The 16,750-nt window shown below is 65.5% G+C and carries 16 protein-coding genes and 1 pseudogene; 11 read left to right on the top strand and 6 right to left on the bottom strand.

The window, feature by feature from the left end:
• Positions 1 to 14: 14 nt before the first annotated feature.
• Positions 15 to 572, top strand: coding sequence for a type 1 glutamine amidotransferase domain-containing protein (locus tag VWN43_RS03430; RefSeq protein ID WP_320180656.1), 558 nt, complete (start codon positions 15 to 17; stop codon positions 570 to 572).
• Positions 573 to 666: 94 nt separating this feature from the next.
• Positions 667 to 2,376 carry a mechanosensitive ion channel family protein gene (locus VWN43_RS03425; protein WP_320180657.1) on the top strand — a complete coding sequence of 570 codons (1,710 nt, stop codon included), beginning with the start codon at positions 667 to 669 and terminating at the stop codon, positions 2,374 to 2,376.
• An 8-nt stretch (positions 2,377 to 2,384) separates the two neighbouring features.
• Here the strand turns inward: VWN43_RS03425 and VWN43_RS03420 are convergent.
• The 3 genes and pseudogenes from VWN43_RS03420 to VWN43_RS03410 all read right to left on the bottom strand — a co-directional run bounded on the left by VWN43_RS03420 (position 2,385) and on the right by VWN43_RS03410 (position 4,930).
• Positions 2,385 to 2,712 (bottom strand): annotated as a pseudogene (locus tag VWN43_RS03420) (2Fe-2S iron-sulfur cluster-binding protein).
• Entirely contained in the window at positions 2,709 to 3,785 is a 1,077-nt protein-coding gene (locus tag VWN43_RS03415; protein WP_320180658.1) for a cysteine desulfurase family protein, read from the bottom strand. Before VWN43_RS03415 ends, VWN43_RS03420 begins: the two are co-directional and overlap by 4 nt.
• Positions 3,786 to 3,883: 98 nt before the next feature.
• On the bottom strand, positions 3,884 to 4,930 hold the full coding sequence (locus VWN43_RS03410) for a cysteine desulfurase family protein (RefSeq protein WP_420493536.1): 1,047 nt from the start codon (positions 4,928 to 4,930) through the stop codon (positions 3,884 to 3,886).
• Positions 4,931 to 5,071: 141 nt separating this feature from the next.
• On the opposite strand from VWN43_RS03410, the gene VWN43_RS03405 reads away from it, so the two are divergent.
• On the top strand, positions 5,072 to 5,728 hold the full coding sequence (locus VWN43_RS03405) for an alpha/beta hydrolase (RefSeq protein WP_253517895.1): 657 nt from the start codon (positions 5,072 to 5,074) through the stop codon (positions 5,726 to 5,728).
• A gap of 153 nt (positions 5,729 to 5,881) precedes the next feature.
• The gene (locus VWN43_RS03400; RefSeq protein ID WP_320180659.1) at positions 5,882 to 6,547 is read left to right on the top strand and encodes an energy transducer TonB; all 666 of its coding nucleotides are present in this window, start codon (positions 5,882 to 5,884) and stop codon (positions 6,545 to 6,547) included.
• A 7-nt stretch (positions 6,548 to 6,554) separates the two neighbouring features.
• Here VWN43_RS03400 and VWN43_RS03395 read toward each other — a convergent pair whose 3' ends face one another.
• Positions 6,555 to 6,764 carry a hypothetical protein gene (locus tag VWN43_RS03395; RefSeq protein WP_320180660.1) on the bottom strand — a complete coding sequence of 70 codons (210 nt, stop codon included), beginning with the start codon at positions 6,762 to 6,764 and terminating at the stop codon, positions 6,555 to 6,557.
• A 94-nt stretch (positions 6,765 to 6,858) separates the two neighbouring features.
• Between VWN43_RS03395 and VWN43_RS03390 the strand changes: the two genes are divergently transcribed.
• The 4 genes from VWN43_RS03390 to VWN43_RS03375 are packed head-to-tail and all read left to right on the top strand — an operon-like array spanning position 6,859 to position 11,726.
• Positions 6,859 to 7,242 (top strand): DUF3597 domain-containing protein, encoded by a 384-nt coding sequence (locus VWN43_RS03390; protein ID WP_253517903.1) that lies wholly within the window; start codon positions 6,859 to 6,861, stop codon positions 7,240 to 7,242.
• A 37-nt stretch (positions 7,243 to 7,279) separates the two neighbouring features.
• Positions 7,280 to 9,133 carry a DUF885 domain-containing protein gene (locus tag VWN43_RS03385; protein WP_320180661.1) on the top strand — a complete coding sequence of 618 codons (1,854 nt, stop codon included), beginning with the start codon at positions 7,280 to 7,282 and terminating at the stop codon, positions 9,131 to 9,133.
• Positions 9,130 to 10,083, top strand: coding sequence for a hypothetical protein (locus VWN43_RS03380; RefSeq protein ID WP_320180662.1), 954 nt, complete (start codon positions 9,130 to 9,132; stop codon positions 10,081 to 10,083). Before VWN43_RS03385 ends, VWN43_RS03380 begins: the two co-directional genes overlap by 4 nt.
• Before the next feature lie 11 nt (positions 10,084 to 10,094).
• Complete coding sequence (locus VWN43_RS03375; RefSeq protein WP_320180663.1) at positions 10,095 to 11,726, top strand: FAD-dependent oxidoreductase; 1,632 nt, start codon at positions 10,095 to 10,097, stop codon at positions 11,724 to 11,726.
• Between the two features lie 7 nt (positions 11,727 to 11,733).
• Here VWN43_RS03375 and VWN43_RS03370 read toward each other — a convergent pair whose 3' ends face one another.
• The gene (locus VWN43_RS03370; RefSeq protein ID WP_253517916.1) at positions 11,734 to 12,054 is read right to left on the bottom strand and encodes a hypothetical protein; all 321 of its coding nucleotides are present in this window, start codon (positions 12,052 to 12,054) and stop codon (positions 11,734 to 11,736) included.
• 131 nt (positions 12,055 to 12,185) lie between these two features.
• Positions 12,186 to 13,784: a phosphoenolpyruvate carboxykinase gene (locus tag VWN43_RS03365; RefSeq protein ID WP_320180664.1), complete on the bottom strand. Its 1,599-nt coding sequence runs from the start codon at positions 13,782 to 13,784 to the stop codon at positions 12,186 to 12,188.
• 180 nt (positions 13,785 to 13,964) lie between these two features.
• Between VWN43_RS03365 and VWN43_RS03360 the strand changes: the two genes are divergently transcribed.
• The 3 genes from VWN43_RS03360 to VWN43_RS03350 are packed head-to-tail and all read left to right on the top strand — an operon-like array spanning position 13,965 to position 16,740.
• Positions 13,965 to 14,720 carry a response regulator transcription factor gene (locus tag VWN43_RS03360; RefSeq protein ID WP_301298643.1) on the top strand — a complete coding sequence of 252 codons (756 nt, stop codon included), beginning with the start codon at positions 13,965 to 13,967 and terminating at the stop codon, positions 14,718 to 14,720.
• 11 nt (positions 14,721 to 14,731) lie between these two features.
• On the top strand, positions 14,732 to 16,297 hold the full coding sequence (locus VWN43_RS03355; RefSeq protein WP_253517922.1) for an ATP-binding protein: 1,566 nt from the start codon (positions 14,732 to 14,734) through the stop codon (positions 16,295 to 16,297).
• A 2-nt stretch (positions 16,298 to 16,299) separates the two neighbouring features.
• Positions 16,300 to 16,740, top strand: coding sequence for an HPr kinase/phosphorylase (locus tag VWN43_RS03350; RefSeq protein WP_320180665.1), 441 nt, complete (start codon positions 16,300 to 16,302; stop codon positions 16,738 to 16,740).
• Positions 16,741 to 16,750 lie beyond the last annotated feature (10 nt).

The following is a 16,750-nucleotide window of genomic DNA, read 5'->3' as shown; positions in this document are numbered from 1 at the left end:
CAAGGAGTTCCCCTATGACAAAGCGCGTAATGATCCTCGCCACCGATGGCTTCGAACAGTCCGAACTGATGAAGCCCAAGGCCAATCTCGAAAAGGCCGGCATCGAAACCGAAGTCGTCAGCCTCGAGGAAGGCTCGATCCGCGGCTGGGACCAGAAGGACTGGGGCGAAAGCGTCGCGGTCGACAAGACGGTCGATGCGATCGAGAATTGCGACGGCTACGATGCGCTGCTGCTGCCGGGTGGCCAGATGAACCCCGACATCCTGCGCATGAACGAGCGCGCGGTCGCCATCGTCCGCGAATTCGCCTTGGCGGACAAACCGATCGCGGCGATCTGCCATGCACCGTGGCTGCTGGCGGAAGCGGGCCTGATCGACGGCAAGACCGTCACCAGCTGGCCCTCGATCCGCACCGATCTCAAGAATGCGGGCGCCAATGTGGTCGACCAGGAAGTCGCCACTGATGGCAAGTTCATCACCAGCCGCAACCCCGACGACATCCCCGCCTTCAGCAAGGCGCTGATCGACATGCTGGGCGAAACCGTTGCGGATGACGAGCTCGAAGCCGCCTGAGCCATACGACAATTTGAAGCATGACCCCGCTGCGCTCGCGTAGCGGGGTTTTGTTTGTTCGGGACCGATCGCAGCCGCGGTGCATTCGGACCGCATGGGGAATCGTCACACCAGCTTCATCCGCGTGCTCATCGCACTGTTCTACGCGCTGTTCGCCTTCCAGGCGGTCGCCCAGTCCGATCGCACGGTCGCGGAGGATTCGAAGGCCTTCGTCTATGAGGTGGAGCGGCTTGAGAACGGCACGCCCGCCGGCCGGATCCCGCTCGATCTCGATACGCCGATGGGGCTTATGGAAAGCTTCATGGCCGCGGGCGAGGACGGGGACTGGTCGCGCGCCGCCGCAGCGCTCGATCTGGCGAATGTCGATGCGGCGGAGCGCGATCCGGACCGCTTCGCCGCCCGGCTCTACGACCTCATGCACCGGTCGGTCGCGTTCGACTGGGCCCTGCTGCCCGACCGCCCCGACGCGGTCGACACCACCACCACCTCGAAGGACCCGATGGCGGGGGTTGCGCGCCGTTCGCTGACCATCGGCCATCTCGAACTGGCCAATCGCACGGTTCCGATCCGGCTTGCCCGCGTGCAGGCGCCGGGAGGCGAGCCGGTATGGGTCTTCAGCCGCCAGACGGTCGAGAATGTCCCCGCGCTCTACGATATTTACGGGCCGACCCGGTTCGAGAAGAGCCTGCCCCCCGTGCTCCGCCAGCAGGCGTTCTGGACGCTGGCGTGGTGGGAAGCGATTGCGCTGCCGCTGATCCTGTTCGTGGGGGCGCTGGCGGCAGCGCTGACCTATCTAGGCATCGCTCGCTTGCGGCGCAGGCAGGAAGAGGATTCGCGGCTCTATGGCGTGTGGCAGGCGATCCACGTTCCCGCCACGCTGCTGGCCTTCGCGGGCACCTTTGCGCTGGTGCGGCTGACGCTGTTCCGCCTGTCGGGCCCGGTCAAGGACCTGCTCGATCCGCTCCAGCTGGTGCTGATCATCGCGGCCATCGTCGGCATCGCGCTGTCGGTGATCGAGGCGCTGTTCGATTTCGCGACCTCGCAGCGCACCGATGAACTAGAATCCCCCGAGAACAATCCCGACCGCAATTTCTATACCAAGATGAGCGCGGTCCGGCGGATCGTGACCGTCATGATCCTGCTGGCCGGCATCGGCTTCCTGCTGGTCGCCAGCAATCTGTCGAGCACGCTGGGGTTCTCGATCATGGCCTCGGCGGGCATCCTGGGCCTCGTGCTGGCCTTTGCCGCGCGCAAGGTGCTGGGCGACATCATGGCGAGCGTGCAGATCGCCTTCGCCCAGACCGCCCGCATCGGCGATGCGATCCGCTATGACGGGCAATGGTGCTATGTCGAGAAGATCGGTTTCACCCATCTGCGGCTGCGCACCTGGGACGAACGCCGCCTGATCGCGCCGGTCAGCGATTTCACCAGCGACAGTTTCGAGAACTGGACCAAGCAGGAATCGCGGCTGATGATGCATGTCGAGCTCGAATTCGACAATCGCGCCGATGTCGAGGCGCTGCGCCAGCCGTTCCGCGAATTCGTGGAGAATGACGAGGATGTCGTCGATCCCGAAGACGCGAAATGCCAGGTCATCGCGCAGAACGCGCAGGCGATGACGGTGCGCTTCATGGCCCGCTCGACCGATCCAAAATGCGGGTGGGACATGCATTGCCGGCTGCGCGAACACATGCTGCGCGCCGCTTCGGAAATGGATGCTGCGGCCGAGCGCGAACCGGTTCCTGCCTATCTTCCCCGCGAACGCGAAGTGCGGATGGATCTGACGGCGGCCGAAGAAGCCTGACGCCGGGCCTAGCGGCTCATATCGTAGCTTTCGGCAGGAATGCGCACCTTCAACCCGTCGAGTTCGGGGGTGAGGTCGATCTGGCACGACAGGCGGCTGGTGCGCGCGACGCCGGCGGCGAGGTCGAGCATGTCCTCTTCCTCCTCGCTCGCTTCATGGAGCAGGTCGAACCAGTGGGGTTCGACGATCACATGGCAGGTCGAACAGGCCATCTGGCCTTCGCAGGTCCCCCTCGAGCGGGAGCCCCGCGGCCTGCGCGACGCGCAGGAGGTTGTCGCCCGGTTCGGCCTCGGCGGTCACCACCTCGTCGGTCGCGGTAACGAATTCGATCTTCACAGCCCTTGCGCCTCCGCTGCAGCGTTGATCTTGCCCGCCGCTTCCTCGATCTCTTCCATGGTGGTGTAGCGCCCGAAGCCGAGCCGGATCGAGCTTTTCGCCTGCTTGTCGGACAGGCCGATGGCCTTCAGCACATGGCTGGGACGGCCCGAGCCGCTGGCACAGGCACTACCCGCGGAAAACATCACGTCGCGGACATCGCTCATCAGCCGGTTCACATCGAGCCCGTCGCGGCGGATGTTGAGATTGCCGGGCCAGCGCGCATCCTCGCTGCCGTTGAGCGTCCAGTCGCCGAACAGGGCGCGCGCGCGCGTCCGGAGCGCATCGATATGGTCGCGGTCCTGCTCCATCCGGTCCTTCGCCTCGGCAGCCGCGGCGCCCATCCCGGCGATCAGCGCGGGACTGAGCGTGCCCGAACGCAGGCCGAATTCCTGCCCGCCGCCGGTCTGCACCTCGTGCAGATCGACCCCGTCGCGCAGCCACAACGCACCGACGCCCTTGGGGCCGTGGAACTTGTGCGCCGAAATCGCGATCATGTCCGCACCGGTCACTTCGATCCGGCCATAGGCCTGCACCGCGTCGCACAGGAACAGCGCATTGTGCTGCTTGGCCTTGCGATGCCATTCGATCGTCGGCTGGATCGTGCCGATCTCGTTATTGACCTGCATCACGCAGACCAGCCGCGTGTCGGCGGGCAGGTCCTGCTTCGTATTGCACTGGCCGTTGCTGGCGACATTGAGCACATGGCTCTTGCCCGCGGCTTGCGCGGTATCGCCGACCGCCGAATGCTCGATCGCGGAATAGGACACGGTGCCGCCCTCGCCCGACCCGCGGATCGCGAGGTTGAGCGCCTCGGTCGCGCCCGAGGTGAAGATCACGCGGCCACCCGCAGGCAACAGCGCAGCGACCTGGTCGCGCGCGAGCTCGATCGCCGCCTTCGCCTGGCGCCCCATGCGGTGCGCGCTGTGCGGATTGCCGAAGCCGGTCCCGCCGGGTCCGTCGAGCCAGCGCAGCATCGCATCGCGCGCTTCGGGCGCAAGCGGGGTGGTGGCCTGGTAGTCGAGATAGATCACGGGGTTCTCATACAGTCATTGCGCGCAAAGCGAAGCCATCCAGTTCTGGCTGGGCTGGATTGGCGCGGAGCCTGCGGCTCCCCGCAAGGGCTGGTCGGCTATGCACCGGCCAGATCAAGCCAGACCTCGCAGAAGCGTTCCACCTCGGCGCGGGTCGTGTTCCAGCCCAACGACACGCGGATGGTATTGGCGGCGATCTCGGGTTCGACCTGCATCGCTTCGAGCACGCGGCTGGTCTTCATCGTCCCGCTGGAGCACGCGCTGCCTTGCGACACAGCGATCCCCGCCATGTCGAAGCGCATGACCTGCGCGGTGGCGCTCATCTTGGGCATGGCGATCGCGCGGATATAGGGGGTCGGGTCGGACAGGCGGTCCGACAACCAGGTGCCGCCGAGCTTGCGGCATTCCCCGGCCAGCGCGTCGAGCGGTTCGAGCACCTGCGGATCGAGATAGGTTTCGGCGCAAGCCTCGAGCGCTGCCGCCATGCCCATCACGCCGGGCATGTTCTCGGTCCCGCGCCGATAACCGCGCTCCTGCCCGCCGGAAGGGGCAAGCATCGCATAGTCCTTCACCAGAAGCGCACCGATCCCGATCGGCCCGCCGAACTTGTGCGCCGAGATGATCGCCATGTCGCAGGACGGCAGTGCGAAGCGGCCCGCACCCTGCGCGCAATCGGCGAGCAGCAGCCCCCCGGCCTGGTGGACGATACCGCCGATGGCGGCGAGATCCTGGCGATTGCCGGTTTCCGAATTGACCTGCTGCACCGCCACGAGCGGGCGTTCGCGCTGGACCGCCTCGGTCAGCACTTCGAGATCGAGCGCGCCGTCGCTGCGCACCGGCAGGCGTTCCGCAGTGGGAGTAGCCTGCAGCACACAGTCGTGTTCGACCGAGGCCACCAGGCGTGCGCCGGCCTGCGCATGGTCCAGCGCCAGCGCTGCCGCCTCGCTTGCGCCCGAAGTGAAGATCACCTCGTCGTCCCAGCCAAGCGCCGCCTTCACCCGCTCGCGCGCCTCTTCGAGCAGGCTGCGCGCCTTGCGCCCGGCAGCATGCGGGCTGCTCGGATTGGCCCAGAGCGCAAAGCCATCCTGCATCGCCTGCAGCGCTTCGGGGCGCAGCGGCGTGGTGGCGGCATGGTCGAGATAGATGGGCGTGGAAATGGCGGATGCTCGAAAATATTGCGAAATGGGTGTTAATCACTATATAGCGCGCCACTTCGCGCAAAGCTTCATCCGGTTCAAGCCGGGGGTGCCCGCGCCCCGACATTTTCCGACAGGGTATACCTCTCCATGCCGACCGTGATCTTTCCCGGCCCCGAAGGCCGCCTCGAAGGCCGTTTCTCCCCAGCCCCGCGCCCGCGCGCACCGGTGGCGATGATCCTCCACCCGCACCCGCAAGGCGGCGGGACGATGAACGAGCAGATCACGCAGCGGCTCTACAAGACTTTCGTCAATCGCGGTTTCGCCACGCTGCGGTTCAATTTCCGCGGCGTCGGGCGCAGCCAGGGCAGCTTCGACAATGGTGTCGGCGAATTGTCCGATGCCGCCAGCGCGCTCGACTGGATGCAGCAGGTCCACCCCGAAGCGCAGGTGACGTGGGTCGCCGGGGTCAGCTTCGGCGCGCTGATCGGCATGCAGCTGCTCATGCGCCGCCCCGAGATCCGCGGCTGGATCAGCATCGGTGCGCCCGCGAGCATGTACGATTTCTCCTTCCTCGCCCCCTGCCCCGCCAGCGGCATCTTCATCCACGGCGCGCAGGACACGGTGGTCCAACCGCAGGCGGTGACCAAGCTGGTCGAGAAACTGCGTACGCAGAAGCACATTACCGTGCATCACGAAGAAATTCCGCGCGCGAACCACTTCTTCGAAAACGAGCAGGAAGAGCTGATGAAGTCGGTCGACAATTATCTCGACTTCCGTCTCGACCCGAGCTGTCCGATCAAGTGATCGGGCGGCCCGCGGCGCGGGCCACACCCGGCGTTCGAAACGGCTAAGGTTGCGGAATGCAACGTGAAATCTCTTCGCCCAACGATAGTAATGTTGTAACATTCTCCACGTGAGGAGGCATCAGAGCCTTCCGCATGGAAGAGGAGCAACACCATGTCCTATACCGACCAGACCCGCGGGCCCTCGCCCGCCAGCATGGCGGCGGTGATCGGGGTTCACGCCGCCATCGGCGCTATTCTTGTCGCCGGGCTCACCGTGAGCGGTACGGTGCCCGATATCATCACGCCGATCGACGCGACCAATATCCCGATCGAACCGCCCCCGCCTCCGCCCAAGCCCCCCGAACAGGTGCAGCCGACCCCCCGCGACACTGCCCAGCCAGTTCCGAAACCGCCGGTGCCCCCGATCGACATCACGAACACTGCGTCGACCCGGCTCAAACCGCCGCCCATGCCGACCTTCCCACCTGTGGATTTTCCATATGGCAAGGAAGCCGCCAAGCCCGAACCGATCAGCAGCTTCACCCCGGTCGGGGCCAAGCCGAGAAACGATCCGGCGGCGTGGCTATCGACCGATGATTATCGCCCGAGCTGGGTCAGGCGCGAACTGACCGGCCTGGCGCGGTTCCGGCTCGAGATTGCCGCGAACGGACGCGTTACCGATTGCACCGTCACCGGTTCGACCGGCCATGGCGTGCTCGATACGGCGACCTGCAAGCTGGTCACGCAGCGTGCGCGGTTCGAACCCGCGCGCAGCGGGACGGGCGAAGCGGTGGCAAGCACCTACTCGGGCGCAGTGCTCTGGCAACTGCCCGAATAGTCGCGCTTTACCCGGGGTCCTGCTCGAGCTTGTCGAGCGGGGCCTCGCCCCCGGCGTCGGGCAACACCCAGATCGCCACATTGGCCAGCGCGACCGCGGCCAGCAGCACCATCAGCAGCGCATTTTTTACATTGCCGGTCCGCCGCCAGAGAAAGAAGGCGCCCACCAGCAGGAGGAGCGCGGCCAGGACGGTGATCGAAAGCACGGTGTCGAGCATGCCTTTCCCATAGCCCGCTGCCCCGCCGCCGCAAGTCACCAAACCGGAACGCGGCGACGCTCTACCCGTTCGAACAGATGAAGGAGACGGCAGCATGAGCATTTTCGGCAAGATCAAGGACGCGGTATTCGGCAAGAAGGCCGAAGCGCAGGACACCCCGAAGCCCGCGCCCAAGCCGACCGGGAATGCCTGGGCCGATGCCCCGGTGGTCGAACAGAAGGCCAGGCCGGTGGTCGATATCGAGAACAATCTCGACAATATGCCCGGCGCCGACACGCTCAACTGGCGCACCTCCATCGTCGATCTGATGAAGCTGATCGGGGTCGATTCCGATTACGAAAGCCGCAAGGCGCTCGCCGTCGAGATGGGCCGCGAGGATTATGCCGGCAGCGCCGAGGACAATATCTGGCTGCACCGCCGCGTCATGAACGAGTTGGCCGCCAATGGCGGCAAGGTCCCGCCCGAATTCCTCGATTGATTTGACAGGCTTGCACGCGGGAAGCACACCTGCGGGCATGACCCAGACCACCACCGCCATCACCCGCCGCCAGGCCCTCGCCGGCCTTGGCGCGACCTCCGCCCTTGCCCTCTCGGGATGCGCCGCCACTGCGCGGCCCGAGGCGATCGCCCGCGCGCAGGCGATCGGTGCGCAGCGCCTGCTCGAAGTGGTCGGCTACAATCTGCTGGCGCACGAGCCCGAACGGGCGACCGCGCTGGGGGTGGATACCGGCCGGTATTACGATCTGCGCGGCAAGCTCGAAGACCAGTCGCCCGCGGGCCAGGCCGCTTATGCCGCGACGCTCAGGCAGGATCTTGAGCGGGTACGCGCGCAGCCGCGCGATGGTCTCGACAGCGCGACGGTGACCAGCCTTGATGTCGTCGAAAGCGCCTATGAACTCGCGCTCGACGGCTTTGCGCTGCCCTATGGCGATACGCCGGTCGGAAATTGGCGCACCGCGCCCTATGTGGTGATCCAGAACGTCGGCGAATATCTCGCCCTGCCGCGCTTCATGCAGTCGAACCACAAGGTCGAGCATGGCGACGCTGCCGACGCCTATATCGAACGCATGGAAGCGATGCCCTCCACGTTCGATGGCGAGCTGGCGCGGATTCGCCAGGCGCGCGGCATGGGGGTGGTCCCGCCCGCCTTCCTGCTCGACAAGGCGCTGAGGCAGATGGAACAGACCATCGCCAGCACGGGCAAGGGCGAGTTGTTCGCCGACGACCTGCGCGCCAAGCTGCGGGCCGCGGGCATGCCCGAGAGCCACGCCAATCGCGCGCTGGCACTGGAAAGCGGGCCGATCGCCGAAGCGCTGACCCGCCAGCTCGAGGAATTGCGCGCCGAACGCGCGGTCGCCAGCGATGCGCCGGGTATTTCCGCGCGCCCACACGGCGAGGAATTCTATGCCTGGGCGCTGCGTTCGAGCACGACCACACGCCTGTCCGCCGACGAGGTTCACCGGCAGGGCCTCGAGGAACTCGAAACGCTGCATGCGCGTATGGACCCGATCCTGCGCGGCATCGGCTATACCAGCGGTTCGGTGGGCGAACGCATGCAGGCGCTGGCTGCCGACCCGCGCTACAAATTCGCCGAGGGCGATCCGGGCCGCGCCGAGATCATGGACTTCATCGCCGAGCGGGTCGAGTGGATCAAGGCGCAGATGCCGCGCGCCTTCAACACGCTGGTCGATCCGAACATGGAGGTGCGCCGTATCCCGCCCGCCGAGGAAGTCGGTGCGCCAGGTGCCTATGGCGGCGCGGGCAGCAAGGACGGCAGCATCCCCGGCCGCTTCTGGATCAATCTGCGCAGCACCGATCTGCACCGCAAATACGATCTCGCCGATCTCACCTATCACGAGACGATCCCCGGCCACGTCTGGGAAGGCGAATATTCGAACCGGCTGCCGCTGATTCGCTCGATTCTCGCCTTCAATCCCTTCAGCGAAGGCTGGGCGCTCTATGGCGAGCAGATCGCCGACGAACTGGGCGCCTATGAGGATTTCGAAGTCGGCAAGCTGGGTTATCTGCAAAGCTTGGCCTTCCGCGCCTGCCGGATGGTGGTGGACACGGGCCTGCACGCCAAGGGCTGGAGCCGCGCGAAGGCAGTCGATTTCTTCGTCACGCGCAATGGCAGCAAGCCCGCGGAGGTCGAGAGCGAAGTCGATCGCTATTGCAGCTGGCCGGGCCAGGCGACCGGCTACAAGCTGGGCCACAGCCGGATCGTCGACCAGCGCGCGCGGGCACAGGCGGCGCTGGGATCAGCCTATGACTTCAAGGCATTCAACGACGCGGTGGTGCTGGGCGGCAATGTCCCGATGGATGTGCTGGAAAAGAACGTCGGCCGCTATATCGCAAGGGCGGGCGCATGATCTCTCGCGGGCCCGCGCAGCTCATCGCTGCATCATCGGTAGCGGTCGCACTCGCAACGGGAAGCCAGGCCACGGCCAGCAGCCCCTATCAGGTCGAGGTGACGTGCGCGGTTGGCGGCGAGCAATTCGAACACACCGCGACCGCCAGCTATTCGACCTGGGGATCGCGGCCCGATGGAAAACCCTATGGTAGCTGGGTCTTCCCCGGCCCGCTTCCCGAATGTCCCGGCAACAAGCTGGTTATGTACCGCGAGTTCACGCCGCAGGAGGTCGCACAGCTCGAGAAGCTGATCGCAAGCAACGACTACCGCGCGTTGCACGATGAAACCGACTATTTCCGGGCGCAGTGGATCGAGGATCGGCTTGCCATCGAGCTGCCGGAGCCCTGGCTGCTCATGCGCGCAACCTGGCAGACCGATCACGATCCGGCCTTGCGGAAGCGTTATCTCGAAGCCTTTATCGCACGGGCCGCGCTGGTCGAGGTCGATGGCGCAGACCTCGATACGCTTACACTGCGCTACCTGCTCGCCAATGCATACCGCGAGACTCGGTCGTTCGACGACGCACTCCTGACGCTGGAGACCATTCCGCTGGCCGTGCTCGCTGTCGAGGTTCCGGATAAGAAAGAGGCTGGCTGGAATGCCTATCGCGAAGCCAAGGACCGTTTGTGGTTGGCAAGGCAGATCGCCATCATGCGCGATGTGATTGCCGAAGGGAATGCTTCGCGCGAACCGCTGCGCCTGATCCCCGAGGCCATGGCGGCCTATCGCTGCAAAGAGATGATCGGGTCCGGCGAGCCTGGGATCGATGAATTCTGCTATTCAGAGCAGGTCCAGGCGGAAATCGCAGGAAGAGCATCGGGGTCCGGCGCCGCAAGCGAGGCCGCGGCGGCAGCCTCTGACGCTGCGGACGCGATGGCAAATATTGAAGCCGCTGGCGACTGGGAGTAGCGAACCGAGCCATGGAAGCATTGGGCGAAAATCTCGAGACCATGCCGCGCGTGCCGCTGGCCGACCACCATGTCGCCGCGTTGCACCGGCTGGGCCGGATCAGGACCTATGCCGAGGGCGAAGTGGTGGTCGAGGCGGGCGATCCGATGGACAGCTTCGTCTATGTCCTCGACGGCGAAATCGAGGTGGTCGATCCGCGCTCGCGCAACCGGCTGATGGAAAGCTCGATCGGCCCAACGCAGTTCATGGGCGAGATTGCCTTCCTCAACGCAGGGGCGAACATCCTTCCGATGCGCGCGGCCAAGCCGACCCGTACGCTCGAAGTCCCGCGTCAGGCGATGCTCGACCTGATGGCGCGCGTGCCCGAATTGTCGGACCATGTCATCGGCGTGTTTTCCGCCCGGCGGCGGCGGCAGTTCGAGCTGAAGAACAGCGCGGTCAAGCTGATCGGCGCAGACCGCGACGCGGCGGTGCAGAAGGTCGAACAGTTCCTCAGTCGCAACCGCATCCCGTTCGAAAGCCTCGATCTCGACGGAAGCGACAATGAAACACTGGCTGCCTGCAACCTTACCGGTCACCGCCCCAGCGTCATCCTGGGCCAGGACCACATGCTCGACGACCCCACTCCGCGCAAGGTGGCGCAATATCTGCATCTCGATTTGGATGTCTGCTGCGAGACGCTTTACGACCTGCTGATCGTCGGCGGCGGCCCCGCAGGTGTGGCAGCATCGGTCTATGCAGGTAGCGAAGGGCTGTGCGCGCTGACAATCGAAGACACCGCGATTGGCGGGCAGGCGGGTACCAGCAGCCGGATCGAGAATTACATGGGCTTTCCCACCGGGATCAGCGGGGCCGACCTGGTCTATCGCGGGCAGATCCAGGCAATGAAATTCGGCACGCGCTTCGCCATGCCGCGCAGCGTCGAGGGGCTGGTCCGGCGCAGCGACGGGACGTTTTGCGCCCAACTGGACGATGGCGACGAGGTTTGCGCCAAAGCAGTGCTGGTCGCCACCGGGGTGCAATACCGCCGCCTGCCGCTCGACCGGCTGGAGGCGTTCGAAGGCGCGGGGATATTCTATGCCGCGACCGATATGGAGGCGCGTTTCTGCCACAACACCGAAGCGGTAGTGGTTGGCGGCGGCAATTCGGCGGGGCAGGCGGCAATGTATCTCAGCCGCACCGCGACCTGTGTCCACGTTGTCGTCCGCGGCAACAGCCTCGCCGCGTCGATGTCGAATTATCTCACGCAGCGGCTGGAAGCCGACCCGGCGATAAAGATCCACTACGACACCGAGATCACCGATCTGCATGGCGATAGCCATCTCGAAGCCGTGACCTTCACCACCCCCACGGGCGAGCGCGTGATCGACACGCGCGCGCTGTTCGTGATGATCGGTGCCGCGCCCAATACCGGCTGGCTGTCGGGACTCGTCGAGACCGATGACCGCGGCTTCGTGAAGACCGGCGCGCAGGTCGGGCGCGAAAGGCCGTACGAAACCGCCACCGACGGCGTCTTTGCTGTCGGCGACGTGCGCTCGGGATCGGTCAAGCGTGTCGCCAGCGCGGTTGGCGAAGGCTCGGTCGTGGTGAGCCGTATCTGGAGCTATCTCGACCGGCTGGCAGTACCCGCCAGCACGGTCTGAGCTGCCGCTACTTCTTGCCGAACAGTCCGCTGGCCATTCCGGCGATATCGTCGAGCGGATTGCCGTCGCCATCGAGGTCGAGCATGCTGGCAAACTTGGCCAGCGAGCCTTCGCCGCCGATCGCATCGCGGATCTGTTCGAGCAACTGCGTGTCCATTCCGGTCTTGGCCGAGGCAACCTCGATCGTGTCGCCCGGATCCTGATGCGCTTCGCCCAGCGCGGCCACGGCTTTCGCCGCGAGCTCGGGATCGATGCCGAATTTTTCTGCCATGTTGGTCACGGTCGGATTGTCACCGACCTGGCTGAGGATGCTGTCGAAAAGGCCCATCGCGAAAATCTCCTGCGGTAAAGTGCGCGCACAATGGCAGGTGGACGCGCAATGTTAAAGCCCCCGGTCCGCATTGCTGCGGCCGGGGGCCTCCTCTCCGACTGGTGCGCTCCCGAGCGGAGCGAAACGGGTCAGGCAGCGACCGACTTGCTCGGCGCCGCGTCGCGCACGCCCTGGTCGACATGCGCTGCAAATGGTTCGAAATTGTCGACGAAAAGCTGCACCAGCTTGCTGGCGGTGCGGTCGTACTCGTCCTTGTCCGCCCAGGTCGAGCGCGGGTCGAGAATGCCCGTATCGACGCCCGCGACCGCAACCGGCACTTCGAAACCGAAGTTGGGGTCCTTGCGGAATTCGGCGTCGTTGAGCGACCCGTCGAGCGCGGCATTGAGTAATGCGCGGGTGGCCTTGATCGGCATCCGGCTGCCCACGCCGTACTTGCCGCCGGTCCAGCCGGTGTTGACCAGCCAGCAATGCACTTCGCCCTTGGCGATGCGTTCTTTGAGCAAATTGCCGTAGACGCTGGGGTGGCGCGGCATGAAGGGCGCGCCGAAGCAGGTGCTGAAGGTGGCTTCGGGTTCGGTCACGCCGATTTCGGTGCCCGCGACCTTGGCGGTGTAGCCCGAGAGGAAGTGATACATCGCCTGATCGGGCGTCAGCCGCGCGATCGGGGGCAGCACGCCGAAGGCATCGGCAGTCAGCATGATGACGTTGGAGGGCGGCGGGCCCATGTTCTTTTCCGAGGTGTTCGGAATCGACGACAGCGGATAGGCACCGCGGGTGTTCTCGGCGAGGCTGTTGTCGTCGAGGTCGATCTCGCCTGCATCGTTCATCACGACGTTTTCGAGCACGGTGCCTTCCATCTTGGTGGTGGCGTAGATTTCCGGCTCGGCCTCGGGGTTGAGACGAATCATCTTGGCGTAGCAGCCGCCTTCGAAGTTGAAGACCGCCGTATCCGACCAGCCATGCTCGTCATCGCCGATCAGCGTGCGGCTGGCATCGGCCGACAGCGTGGTCTTGCCGGTGCCCGACAGGCCGAAGAACACCGCGGTCTTGCCGTCGGGGCCGATGTTGGCGCTGCAGTGCATCGGCATCACGCCCTTGGCGGGCAGCAGGTAGTTGAGAATGCCGAAGACGCTCTTCTTCATCTCGCCGGCATATTTGGTGCCGCCGATCAGGATCAGCTTTTCTTCGAGATTGACCGCGATCACGGTCTCGCTGCGCGTGCCGTGGCGTTCGGGGTCGGCCTGGAAGCCGGGCAGGTCGATGATGGTGTATTCGGGCACGAAGCCGTCGAGCTCGGCCTCGGTCGGGCGCACCAGCAGCGTGCGGATGAACTGGTTGTGCCACGCGAGTTCGTTGATCACCCGGACATTGACCCGGTACTCGGGCTGCGAGCCGCCGAACAGGTCGGCGACGAAAAGCTCGCCCTTGTCCGCCACCGCCTTGAGGAAATCTTCCTTGAGCGCGGCGAAATGCGCCGGCGTCATCGAGGCATTGTTGTCCCACCATACGGTGTCTTCGGTTTCGGCGTTGCGGACGATGAACTTGTCCTTCGCGCTGCGGCCCGTGTGCTTGCCCGTTTCGACCACCAGCGGACCGTCCTTGGCGCGGCGGCCCTCGCTGCGCTCCAGCGCGGCGGCGGTCAGCTCTTCCGACGTCATGTTGGGATGAATGGTGGCGGAAGTCTCGATGCCCTGGTCGGCAAGCGAATGGGAAAGCGAAAAGGTCACTGAATTCTCCAGCGCGGAATGCGGGTTCGTCCGAAAGTGGCCTGCGCATACGAATGCGCGGCTGTCTTCAAAGCCAATAGTCCGGCTGCCACCCGCCGTCAAACCACTGGCTGCCGATAAGTGCGCGGCATGCGACCGCCCGCGTTGTTTTGCCGCGGCAATGCGGCTAGTCATCGGGGCATGGAGCACATGGGCGCAGAGGCGATGCCGCAGGGCGAGACGAACCGCACGGTCATCGCGCTGGTCGATGACGACCGCAATATCCTCACCACCGTCTCGATCGCTTTGCAGGCCGAAGGATTCGCCACGCGCGTCTATTCGGATGGCGAGGCGGCACTGGGCGCGCTGCTGTCCAACCCGCCCGATCTGGCCATCTTCGATATCAAGATGCCCAAGATGGACGGGATGGAGCTGCTCCGCCGTCTGCGCGAACAATCGCCGCTGCCGGTGATCTTCCTGACCAGCAAGGACGATGAAACCGACGAGCAGGCGGGCCTCGAAATGGGCGCGGACGATTATATCGCCAAGCCGTTCAGCCTGCGCCTGCTGCTGGCGCGTATCCGCGCGATCCTGCGGCGCAGCGGCGGCGACCATCCGCTGCTGTTGTCCGAGCAGTTCGACGACAAGCCGGGCGAGCTGGTCGAACGCGGGCGCCTGTTCATGGACCCGGCGCGTCACCATGTGACCTGGGATGGGCAGCCGGTATCGCTGACCGTAACCGAATTCCTGCTGCTCGAGGCGCTGGCTGCGCGCCCCGGCGTGATCAAGAGCCGCAACCAGCTGATGGATGCCGCCTATCCCGACGACGTCTTCGTCGACGACCGCACGGTCGACAGCCATATCAAGCGCATGCGCCGCAAGTTCCGCAGCGTCGATGACACCTTCTCCGCCATCGAAACCCTGTACGGCGCAGGCTACAGCTTCAACGAGGGCTGAGGCGAGGCGCAATGTCCGAAACCGGCAGTGTCCTCAAAGGCGATCCGCGAATCGAGAAGCAGCGCTGGTCGCGGCGGCTCTCGCTCACCAGCCGCATCCTGTTCGTCAACGTGCTGCCGCTGGTGCTGCTGGGCGGCGGGGTCATCTATGTCGATGCCTATCGCAAGCAATTGCTCGACGAGCGTTTCAAGCTGGCGCTGGTCGAAGCGCAGATCACCGCCGAAGCGCTGGCTGGCGCGACCCCGCAGCGGCAGGAAGCGCTGCTGATCCAGATCGGCAAGGAGCAACGCTTGCGCCTGCGGGTCTACAGCCCCGACGGCACGCTCGAATCGGATAGCTTCAAGCTCGCCCCGCCCAGTTTCGTCCTGCCAAGCGCGAAGGAAGTCGACCAGAGCGCCTTCGCATTGCGGCTCGATCGCTGGTTCGACCGGGTGGTGGGCGCCCCGGCCCTGCCCGACTATGTCGAGCCCGAGACCGACGATGTCGGTGACTGGCCCGAACTGACGCGGGCGCGCGAGGACAGCCTGACGCAGATCGTCCTGCGCGATGCACCCGACGGCACGCATGTGATCAACGCCGCCGCGCCGGTCGGGCTCGACGGCGATACGCTGCTGCTGACGCGCAACCCGGTCGACATTACCGAAAGCGTGCGCGAGGCCCGCTCGACCGTAGCGCTGGTCGTGCTGCTGGCGCTGGTGATCTCGACGCTGCTGTCGTTCTTTCTCGCGCAGACCATCGTGCGTCCCTTGCGCGAACTGGTCCATGCCGCGGTGCGCGTGCGGCAGGGCCGCGACCGGCAGGTCGAAGTGCCGCGCCTGCCGCAGCGCCGCGACGAGATCGGCATGCTCGCCCGCTCGATCTCGGACATGACCGCCGCGCTGCGGCAGCGGATCGATGCGGTCGAACATTTCGCCGCCGATGTCGCGCATGAGATCAAGAACCCGCTCGCCTCGCTGCGCAGCGCGACCGAATCGCTCAGCAAGGTCGAGGATCCGACCTTGCGCGCGCAATTGCTCGATATCGCCACGCATGACGTGCGGCGGATCGACCGGCTGGTCACCGAGATTTCGGACGCCAGCCGGATCGATGCCGAAATGTCGCGGACCGAATTCGAACCGGTCGATCTGGCGCAATTGCTCTGCACGATCGTCGAAAGCCGCGAGGCGCGCGACGAGAACGAAGGCCGCACGCTCGAAATCACGGGCGCGGACCGCCCGGCGCGCGTGATGGGTGTCCCGGTGCGGCTCGAGCGCGTGATCCAGAACCTGCTCGACAATGCCGTGTCCTTTTCGCCGCCTGCGGGTCGCATATGGGCCGACCTCAGCCGCCGCGACGACTGGATCACCCTGACGATCTGCGACGAGGGTCCCGGCATCCCCGAGGAAAAACGCGAGAAGGTCTTTCGCCGCTTCCATTCGGACCGCCCGGCGGAAGAGGATTTCGGCAATCATTCGGGGCTCGGCCTCGCCATCGCGCGGACCATTGCCGAAGCGCATGACGGGACGCTGGTCGCCACCTCGCGCATGGACGGCGAAAGCGGGGCCTGCCTCCACCTGGGCCTTCCGGCCAAGCGCTGAGCATGGCGGTGCTCGCCAATATCACTGCTGTCGGAGTCGCCGGGCGGGTGCTGCTGATCGAGGGGCAGCCGGGGTCGGGCAAGTCGGCGCTCGCGCTGGCGCTGATCGATCGCGGAGCTATTCTGGTGGGTGACGATGCCGTGTCGGTCGTCCGCATTCGCGACACGCTGTTGGCCGCACCGCCACCGAATACCTGCGGGCTGATCGAGATACACAATGTCGGTATCGCGGAGCTGCCCGTGACCGAAGGTCCGGTCGCGCTGCTGCTTACGCTCGATCCCGCTGCACCGCGTTTCCCGATGGACATTCCCGTGCGCGACATCGAGGGCGTGCCCATTCCGATGCTGCCTTTCGCCCCCGGTGATGCGGTGCAGGCGCTGCGCGCCGAATATGCGTTGGAACTGCACGGGCTTCCCCTCCCCAAAGGCGATGAAAAGGCATAGGCACCCCCGC

This window comes from Qipengyuania sp. HL-TH1, assembly GCF_036365825.1.
Classification (GTDB): domain Bacteria; phylum Pseudomonadota; class Alphaproteobacteria; order Sphingomonadales; family Sphingomonadaceae; genus Qipengyuania; species Qipengyuania profunda.
This window is presented reverse-complemented; position numbering and strand designations above follow the sequence as displayed.